Annotated in this window: 7 protein-coding genes and 1 pseudogene; all 8 read left to right on the forward strand. The window is 47.7% G+C overall.

The genetic code is table 11. The features are described 5' to 3' along the window. The first annotated feature begins 112 nt into the window (after window positions 1-112). Entirely contained in the window at window positions 113-622 is a 510-nt protein-coding gene (locus PLA01S_RS30850) for a hypothetical protein (protein ID WP_127596375.1), read from the forward strand. A gap of 184 nt (window positions 623-806) precedes the next feature. Further along, window positions 807-1,094 (forward strand): alpha/beta-type small acid-soluble spore protein, encoded by a 288-nt coding sequence (locus PLA01S_RS30855; protein ID WP_100540939.1) that lies wholly within the window; start codon window positions 807-809, stop codon window positions 1,092-1,094. Window positions 1,095-1,317: 223 nt separating this feature from the next. Then, the gene (gene metK, locus PLA01S_RS30860; protein WP_127596378.1) at window positions 1,318-2,523 is read left to right on the forward strand and encodes a methionine adenosyltransferase; all 1,206 of its coding nucleotides are present in this window, start codon (window positions 1,318-1,320) and stop codon (window positions 2,521-2,523) included. A gap of 461 nt (window positions 2,524-2,984) precedes the next feature. Beyond that, window positions 2,985-5,687: a phosphodiester glycosidase family protein gene (locus PLA01S_RS30865; RefSeq protein WP_127596366.1), complete on the forward strand. Its 2,703-nt coding sequence runs from the start codon at window positions 2,985-2,987 to the stop codon at window positions 5,685-5,687. 45 nt (window positions 5,688-5,732) lie between these two features. Further along, complete coding sequence (locus PLA01S_RS30870; protein WP_127596369.1) at window positions 5,733-6,887, forward strand: sensor histidine kinase; 1,155 nt, start codon at window positions 5,733-5,735, stop codon at window positions 6,885-6,887. A 4-nt stretch (window positions 6,888-6,891) separates the two neighbouring features. Then, complete coding sequence (locus PLA01S_RS30875; protein ID WP_076324006.1) at window positions 6,892-7,614, forward strand: response regulator; 723 nt, start codon at window positions 6,892-6,894, stop codon at window positions 7,612-7,614. A gap of 219 nt (window positions 7,615-7,833) precedes the next feature. Further along, window positions 7,834-8,253: a hypothetical protein gene (locus PLA01S_RS30880; protein WP_127596372.1), complete on the forward strand. Its 420-nt coding sequence runs from the start codon at window positions 7,834-7,836 to the stop codon at window positions 8,251-8,253. A 559-nt stretch (window positions 8,254-8,812) separates the two neighbouring features. Then, window positions 8,813-9,298, forward strand: a pseudogene (locus PLA01S_RS30885) (DNA/RNA helicase); the annotation flags it as partial.

The raw sequence follows: 9,298 nt of genomic DNA on the forward strand, positions 1-9,298 counted from the left end.
ACCTTCATCATTAACAAGGGCGTTCTACAACAGCTGTAGCTTGATCTTCCTATCAATTTTCAATAGAATTAATAGAATAAGCAGGAAACTGATGAGGAGGAACAAATCATTTATGAAATCATATTGGAAATTATCCCTTGCTGCCCTGGCCATTGGTTCAGGCATATGGATCGGCGCAGTATATAGCAATACCGCAACCGGCGCAGGGACCACCCCAGGTACCACTGACGACCCGGTCGTCACCAAAAGTTACGTTGACCAACAGATCCAGCAGGCGCTGAATGGCGGCGGTGGAGGATCTACGAACCCAACGAATCCTACAAATCCAACGGAGCCATCCCAAGGTGCTGAAGAAGTCAAGAATGTTGCATTGAAACCAGGCAAGATCCTTATTGCCGATGCAGGAACGGAGTTCATTGTGCGCTCAGGTAATGCTGTGATCTACACAGAAGTCTCTAGCGGTGTAGCGGACCTTACCGATGGTAAAGACCTGTTAAATGGTGAAACGGCGCCTAAGAACCATCTGCTTTCCTTCCCGCGTGAAGGTCGGGGTATCCAGGTGAAAGAAGGACAGACCAGTAATCTGATTGTCATGGTCCGCGGCGGGTATACCATTAAGTAGGAATCCACTTGGATACGTTTGACACATGCTAATACTTGCTCCATCCTACTTAGAGGCATAGCAACTTTTGCCCGGCATATTCCTCTTATAATTATTGCCAGTTGTGACAACGTTTTATACGTGTGAGTGCTTTGAAATCGACAAATAATACTTCTGTAAAAACCAATACAGGAGGTGTATTTTCATGGCACGCAGCAGTCGTAATCGTCAAGTGGTACCGGAGAGTCGTGAAATGCTGAAGCAAATGAAATACGAAATTGCAGCAGAGTTTGGATTACCTGTAGGATATGGCAGCGGTTCCAATGGAGCCGATACGGAATTTGGTTCCGAGTTAGGAACCATCGGAGGTGGATCTTCCAGCCGTCGTCCTGGATGGGGACATCTAACATCCCGTGAGAACGGATCTGTTGGTGGAGAGATCACTAAACGGTTGGTTCGAAACGCTGAACAAAGTCTCTTCGGTAGACTGTAGCGTTTTTCAGTTACAAGTGGAACTTATTCTTGATTAAAACGATTGATAAACCCAAGAAAATCCTTGAAAAACAGCTTACTTACTGGATTGACACCTGGTAACAAATAAGTTAATATGCATGTTGAGGATTGTACATTTCAAACCTTTTCCTGTCGGAAAAGGTTCATTTTTTGTGTAGGACCTCTTGATATATCACATACTATTCATATGGGAGGTTGATCTCATGTCTTTAACAGGGCGACGTTTATTTACATCTGAGTCCGTAACTGAAGGACATCCGGATAAAATCTGTGACCAGATTTCTGATGCGGTACTCGATGCTTTTTTGGCTAACGATCCGAACGCACGCGTAGCTTGTGAAGTTTCCGTGGCGACTGGTCTTGTTTTGGTCATTGGTGAAATTAGCACTAAATCTGAATACGTGGATATTCCATCCATCGTACGTAATACCGTGAAGGAAATCGGGTATACCCGTGCAAAATACGGTTTTGATTCCAATACATGCGCGGTGTTGACATCGCTGAATGAGCAATCTGCCGATATTGCCCAGGGGGTAAACGCTGCACTGGAGAATCGTGATCCTTCCCAAGTGGACAAGGAAACTGAGAACATCGGTGCTGGCGACCAAGGTCTGATGTTTGGTTTTGCAACCAACGAGACCCCTGAACTGATGCCTCTTCCGATTGCATTGTCTCACCGTATCGCTCGTCGGTTGTCCGAGGTTCGTAAAGATGGTACGCTGGAATACCTGCGTCCGGACGGTAAAACCCAGGTAACGGTTGAGTATGATGGCAATACGCCAGTTCGCGTGGATACGATCGTGGTATCGACTCAACATGCCGAAGAAGCAACGCTGGAGCAAATCCAGATGGATATTAAAGAACAAGTTATTCTTCCTGTCGTACCGGCTGAATTGCTGGACGCAGAAACTAAATATTTCATTAACCCAACCGGCCGTTTTGTAATCGGTGGTCCTCAAGGGGACGCTGGTCTGACAGGCCGCAAAATCATCGTGGACACCTATGGCGGCTACGCTCGTCATGGCGGCGGTGCATTTTCCGGTAAGGATCCTACAAAGGTTGACCGTTCCGCTGCTTATGCGGCTCGCTACGTGGCTAAAAACCTGGTTGCTGCAGGACTTGCGGACAAGTGCGAAATTCAATTGGCTTACGCTATTGGTGTCGCTAACCCAGTGTCGATTAGTGTAGATACTTACGGAACAGGTAAAGTGAGCGAAGAGAAGCTGGTTGAGCTTGTGCGTAACAACTTCGACCTGCGTCCGGCTGGAATCATTCGCATGCTGGATCTTCGTCGTCCGATCTACAAACAAACCGCTGCTTACGGACATTTTGGTCGTACAGATCTCGATCTTCCTTGGGAGCGCGTAGACAAAGCGGAAGCGTTGAAAGAACAAGCTGGCGTAAACTAAGGTAATTTTAAGATATGTTGCAGATATAAAATTTAGGCATGTGCTGATTTAATTTTTCTTCTGAAAAAAAATCGGTGCATGCCTTTTTTTCTGTTTCTCTTTCTCTTTCTAATTATGAGTAGAGATTTAACCCAGTTGAACCGGAGAATATGACAAAAATGAAATAATTAAAAAAGCTGATGATCTATCGTGGTTATCATATTTTCATTGAATATATGGAAAACAAGGAATAAACTTTATGACAAACTAGTTACTTTTTCATGAAAATATAGTAACATAGGATTGATTTACATAGACTCCTAAAAAATGCCGCTACAAATTGTACAAGACTTGGTGTACGATACGCGAAAGTGTTTTTTTATAACAAAATCGTAACTTTTCCTAAAAAATGAAGTCTATTAATTAGAGACTTTATATGTTCGGCATCCGTGTCGAACGAGAGATGGGAGAGTTACAATTACATGGTTAGTCAGGGGAAAACACTGAAGTCTACAACATCTGGTGTAGGCAAGAAATGGTTGATTATTACATTGGCAGGAGTCATCTGGGTGGGTCCTGTGCTGAGCAGCGGAATACCAGTGATAGGGAATCTATCAACATCCTCGGTAGCTTATGCGGCATCAACATCGGCTAAGAAGCTCGGTGAGGAAATCATTACTTCCGGCGCGGTATTGATGAAGTATCAGTATATCAACAGCACTGGCGCAAAATCGCTGGCCAATGTCATTCGGGTGGATTTGAACAACAAATATGTGAAATTGGACGTCATGACTGGCCAAGGAAATAAATTTACAACGAGACAAAGCACGGGCGGAATGGCTAAGGAGAACGGCGCGGTAGCTGCTATTAATGGTGACTTTTTTAATACCGGCAGCGAAGGGGCTCCGATGGGTGCTCAGGTATCGAACGGTCAGTTGATGTCAACCCCATCGGAACTGAAAGGCATGTATGCTTTTGGAGTAACAAACGATGGAACGCCAATTTTGGATGAGTTTGCATTCTCGGGGAGTATTACAGCTGAAAATGGAGCCTCATTCCCGCTCGCGGGTATGAACAAAACATCCTATGCGCCAGAGGGCACCGGGTCAACGTATAGCCATGCGAATGCAGCTTATATCTACACAAGCGCATGGAAGGCTGTTGAGCGTCCTAAGAACAGCTCGACAACGCCAACGGAGGTTATGGTAACGGATGGCGTCATAACCGATATTTCAGTAATGGCAGGATTGCCAACAGCGATACCGGAGGGAAGCTACATTTTGCGAACCCATGGGGCTGCGGCAGAGTTCGTGAAACAAAATCTGGCTGTCGGTCAAAAGCTGGAAGCGAATTATGCATTGGTGTCCAAAAAATCAGGTAAAGAACTGGACCCATCAACACTTCAGATGATGATTGGCGGCCATACCATTCTGGTGGATAACGGCAAGGCGGCGTCATTCTCTCGAAACGTGAATTCGATTGGAGGTAGCAGGGCACGTACAGCCGTAGGTTACTCCAAAGACGGACGTTACGCTTACCTGATTGCTACAGAGAGCAACGATAACAGCAAAGGCATGACGCTGCAGCAGCTTCAGGATTTCATGACGAAGATTGGAGTATGGAAGGGAATGAACCTCGACGGCGGCGGATCAACAACGATGGTCAACCGTCCGTTAGCCGAGATGAATACCCAGTTGACCTTCAATACGGAATACGGCACCACGCAACGCAGCATCGTTAATGCACTTGGTGTGTTCTCCACGGCACCTCAGGGCAGCTTGAAGGGCTTGAAAGTAAGCGGCAGCAACACGCTTCTGATCGGGCAAATCGGCACGTATGAACTGAAGGGCTACGATACCTACTATAATCCAATTGAGGCGGGCTCGATTAAACCGACATGGAAATCCAGCAATGGCAACCTAGCGGTTAACGGCCAAAGTATAAAAGCGACGAAGCCGGGGACATCGACCCTGACGGCGGTAAGCGGCAGCACCAAAGCGACGATGCAAGTCAAGGTGCTGGGCGCGGATGATCTTGTTGCCTTGACTACCGGCGTATCAAGTGCACCGCTGCAGGCTGGAACGAGCGTGTCCGTGCCGGTGACGGCTGTAACGGGCAGCGGCCAGAGCTTGGAGGTTCCGAGCAGTGCGCTGAAATGGGAGTTTATCGGATTTAAAGGCAGCGTGAAAGACGGCCGATTGACCGTATCCTCCGTGAACAGCAATACGAAAGTCGGTTATGCCATCGCGCGCTATGACGGCTTTAGCACGGTCGTTATTTTATCGGCAGCGGGCGAGAGCACGTGGGAGAACTTCGAGAATGTGAATTACCCGGTGAAGTTCACGACCAATGTGCCGGCAGTAACCGGGACTGCAGCGATCAAAAATGGCAGCGGAGCAAAAGCATCGTCCAAAGTTTTGAACTTGACCTATGATATGACAGGCGGATTAGGGCAAAAAATGTACGCTTACGCTGAGTTGAATGGCACGACAGGCAAAACGATCCCTGCACAGGCTACCGCCATGACGATTGATGTAGAGGGAGATAACAGCCTGAACTGGCTGCGCGCTGAACTCCAAGACAATAACGGGAAAACCGTGTACGTCGACTTGGCAAAAGCAATGGATTGGAGCGGCTGGAAGACACTGAGCATTGATCTCAGCGGATATAACATTGCATTCCCGGCACAGATGAAGCGGTTGTATGTGGTGAACGTGGAAGAAGGCCAGGACGAGCGAGCATTGACTGGTGCTGTATCTTTTGACGATATCCGCTTCACGATGCCGTCTCTATCAGGGAATGAAGGACTTCCAACAGGCAAAGCGGTCATGACCATTGGGCAAAAATCACTGATGCTGAATGGTTCGAAAGTGGCAATCGATTCGGCGCCAATCTTGAAAAATGGAACGACCTATGTTCCGATTAAGCATGTGCTCGACGCGTTCGGCGGGCAAGCAACCTGGAACCAATCCGCTCAGCGGGTAGGTGTTCTGAGAGGCGGCATGCTCATGGAACTGACGGTAGGCAAGAAGGAATTCATTCTAAACGGTAAGCGCAGTTCGGCGGCTGTAGCACCTATGGTTCAAGGCGGTAGGACTTTGGTCCCTCTTCGTCTCGTTTCCGAGCAATTAGGCCTTAAAGTAAAATGGGACAAGAACACGAAGACCGTTACGATCGAATCATGATATGGTATGATATGTATATGAAACGTTAGAAATGGAGTAGAGTGCGTGGATTATCAAGCCGATGCCATCGACCGTGTCATAAAAAATGCCATCAAAGTGATGGAGGACAGCAAATACCAAATGTTCGAAATATTGGAGGCGTCGCGGCAGGAGCTCGCGTCTCTCAATCATGAGCTGCAGCGGACATTAAAAGAAACGACGGAAACCTTAGAGAAGGTAGATCAGCTGGAGCTGAACTACCGCCGGTCCCGGATCCGGCTGACCGAGGTCAGCCGGGATTTTGTCCGGTACAAAGAAGAGGACATCAAGCAGGCGTATGAGAAAGCAACGCAGCTTCAGCTTGACCTCATGATCTACCGGGAGAAGGAAATGTATCTGAAGGCAAGACGAGATGAGCTGCAGAAGCGGGTTCGTAATGTCGAGAACTCCGTGGAGCGTGCAGAATCGATCGGATCTCAGATGGGCGTGGTATTGGAATACTTGTCCGGAGAGCTGGGTCAGGTATCCCGAATCATCGAATCTGCGAAAAACAGACAGGTCATTGGTCTCAAAATTATTTTGGCGCAGGAAGAGGAACGGAAGCGCATCTCCAGAGAGATTCATGATGGACCTGCACAATTGCTGGCGAATCTGGTTCTTAGGACGGAAATTGTAGAAAGAATGCTCGCAAAGCAGGAATTTAAGATGGTGCAGGACGAAATAGTAGATTTGAAGGGCCAGGTTCGATCGAGCTTGGAGGAAATGCGAAAAGTCATTTTTAATCTGCGTCCAATGGCACTCGATGATCTAGGATTAATCCCCACACTGCGTAAATACGTGCATGATTATGAAGAGAAATCGAAAATCCGCACGATCTTCGAGACACGGGGAAAAGAGCATCGTCTCTCTTCTGCGATGGAGGCTGCCATCTACCGGTTGGTGCAGGAAGCACTTTCGAATGCTGCAAAACATGCTTACCCGACTTATGTGCTTGTTGAAATCACGTACCAGGCGCAATTGGTCAAAATCGTTGTACAGGACAATGGCCTGGGATTCAATGTCGATTTGCTGGAGCAGAAAAGCAGGGACCACTTTGGTTTAATTGGCATGCGGGAGAGGGTTGAGCTGCTCGAAGGGAGAATGGAGATCGATTCAGCTGAGAATCAAGGAACCAAGATCGTGATTCATATCCCGACGAACGTAGAAAAGAGAAAGGAGTAATCGGATGGAACATTTGGAAAAAGAGAACGCGATTATAAAAGTATTATTAGCGGATGACCACCAGCTGTTTAGGGAGGGTCTGAAGCGTATACTGAATATGGAGGACGACATTGACGTGATCGGAGAATGCGGCGATGGAATTCAAGTCCTTGAGTTCTGTAACGAGGTGAAGCCGGATATCGTGCTGATGGATATCAACATGCCTACCGAAAATGGCGTTCAAGCAACTGAGAAACTACGTGAAATGTTTCCTGAGATCAAAGTTATCATTCTGTCGATTCATGACGACGAGAGTTATGTGTTTGAAACGCTCCGTAAGGGAGCAAACGGTTACCTCCTGAAGGATATGGAAGCCGAGTCACTGATTAATGCGATTCGTTCGGTACATGAGGGATATGCATTTATCCATCCGAAAGTTACGGGTAAGCTCATTCAACAGCTCCGCCGGATGACTTATGTAAACGAAGCAGGCGCTATGGCTGAGGGCGGTTCGCGTGAGGCTGGAGTCAAGTTTGTGGCAGGCGAGAATAACCCATTGACAAGGCGTGAAGCGGAAGTGCTTAGACTAATGGCCGAAGGCAAGAGCAACAAGATGATTGGGGAATACCTGTTCATTAGTGAAAAAACTGTAAAAAACCACGTCAGCAGCATTTTGCAGAAGATGGAAGTGGACGACCGTACGCAAGCAGTTATCAACTCGATCAAATATGGCTGGGTGACGTTGTAATCGCCGATCCGAATGCACGGACGCGTCTTACATAGGGAGGGAACTGCCAAGGGCGGTTCCTTTTTGTTATGATATGGAGTTCTAGACACGCTGCCATAGATGTTCCTCTTATGGTATTTGAGCCGTTCCCATTAAGTTCCGTGTGGGCCCTGGTTACATCACTGTCACCGTCCCCTCCTGATCAGCATATATTGTTGATAAGAGAAGGAGGTGAGTCTCATGGTTGCCCAATTGCTGTGGATACTCGCGGTGTACGGGATTGCTGTTATTCTGGTTCATATCGTGCATGCCCGTCATCTCAGAAGAGCCGGTGAAGGTACGGGGCGGCGCAGGCATTACGTGCTGATCACGTCCAACCATGAGCGGCAGGTGGAATGGTATTTGAGAGCCCTTTCATGGTATGCCCTGCTAAGCGGGACGCGCGTGCGTGTCACCGTCCTTGATGATCAGTCGTACGATGATACACTGAAGATTGTCCAGAGATTGACTCATTTGTCCGGAATTGAACTGGTATATGGGACTTGGAAGTTCGATGATTCGGCATCACGGGAAAAGGATGCGGATCAGAATGAAGAAGAAGTCATACGGATCGATCTAAGAAACCCGATGGAGGCTGTTCGGATTCCATATGTACAGTGATAAACATCAGCAAGTTACGTTGGCTCCGAAGTTCATACTCATATTATTGAAGGCGTGAAGCACACTCCTAGCGTATGCGAGGGGTGTGTTTTTTGCATTTCTGGGGAGTAGGGCAGCTTTCCAATATCCAAATGGATTTGTTCTTGCTATGTCTATATGTATATATGTCTACATGTCTATATGTCTATAGCTGAACCTCCACACACAACTCCGATCTTGGTTCCATGTGATTTCCTGTCCCTCGTAACGGTACTTGTACCCGACCAGGAGATGTGGGAATAAGCCAGCTAGAGTGGTTATGACAGGTTTCAACATAGGACTTCGTGAGAAGGATCCATATCATAGTGTAATAGTCTCAGCATAGAAGTTGGTAAGTTGTAGATATAAAATCTTGGAACATGTGCCTAATAACGTCCCAGCACTTGGCCTTTTACAGCTTATATGTCTCGAAATTGGAGTTGATGTCATGCGGATTGCCATATATGCCATTCGAACATCAGAGAAATGGAAGTGTTGTCTCTCGCTGGATATGCAGGTGGATTTTCAATGGTGGTGTGGAGTGAACAGATGGACGGATGAGAACGAGCGCGCTTGCTCATTGGTGCTGTTATCAACACAGGTTCCCCTAGGATGGGCCGTAGTTATTCAAGAGAGATTTCGATCCATCCAAGACATGGATCAGTGGGGGAAATCGGATTGGCAAAAGTATTTGTACCAGAGCTTAAGTCCGTTTTTACTCCAAGAGCCTGAAGGAAGCAGATCGCAATGGAGTGTTTTGTTGACGGAGATTCAGCTGTTGGACGGATCGTATATAAATTCCTTTATCGAAAAGAGGAACGTGGTAGAGGATTGGGCTTTGTTGATGCAGCAGGCAGAGCTGCTGATTCAGTGCATGGCAGGACGAGCCCTGCTTGCCGGCGAGGTTGAGGCCTTATTGGCGGAGGTCGCTGGGGGCACCGGCGACTGGCGCTCTGCGGCCCAGCTCGGCGTCCTGCTGGGCTGCCTGCGGTTGGAAGCGGGGCTGGCACAGCCCGCCCCGCAGGGT

It is taken from the genome of Paenibacillus lautus NBRC 15380, assembly GCF_004000945.1.
In the GTDB taxonomy this organism is placed as follows: Bacteria; Bacillota; Bacilli; order Paenibacillales; family Paenibacillaceae; genus Paenibacillus_AQ; species Paenibacillus_AQ lautus.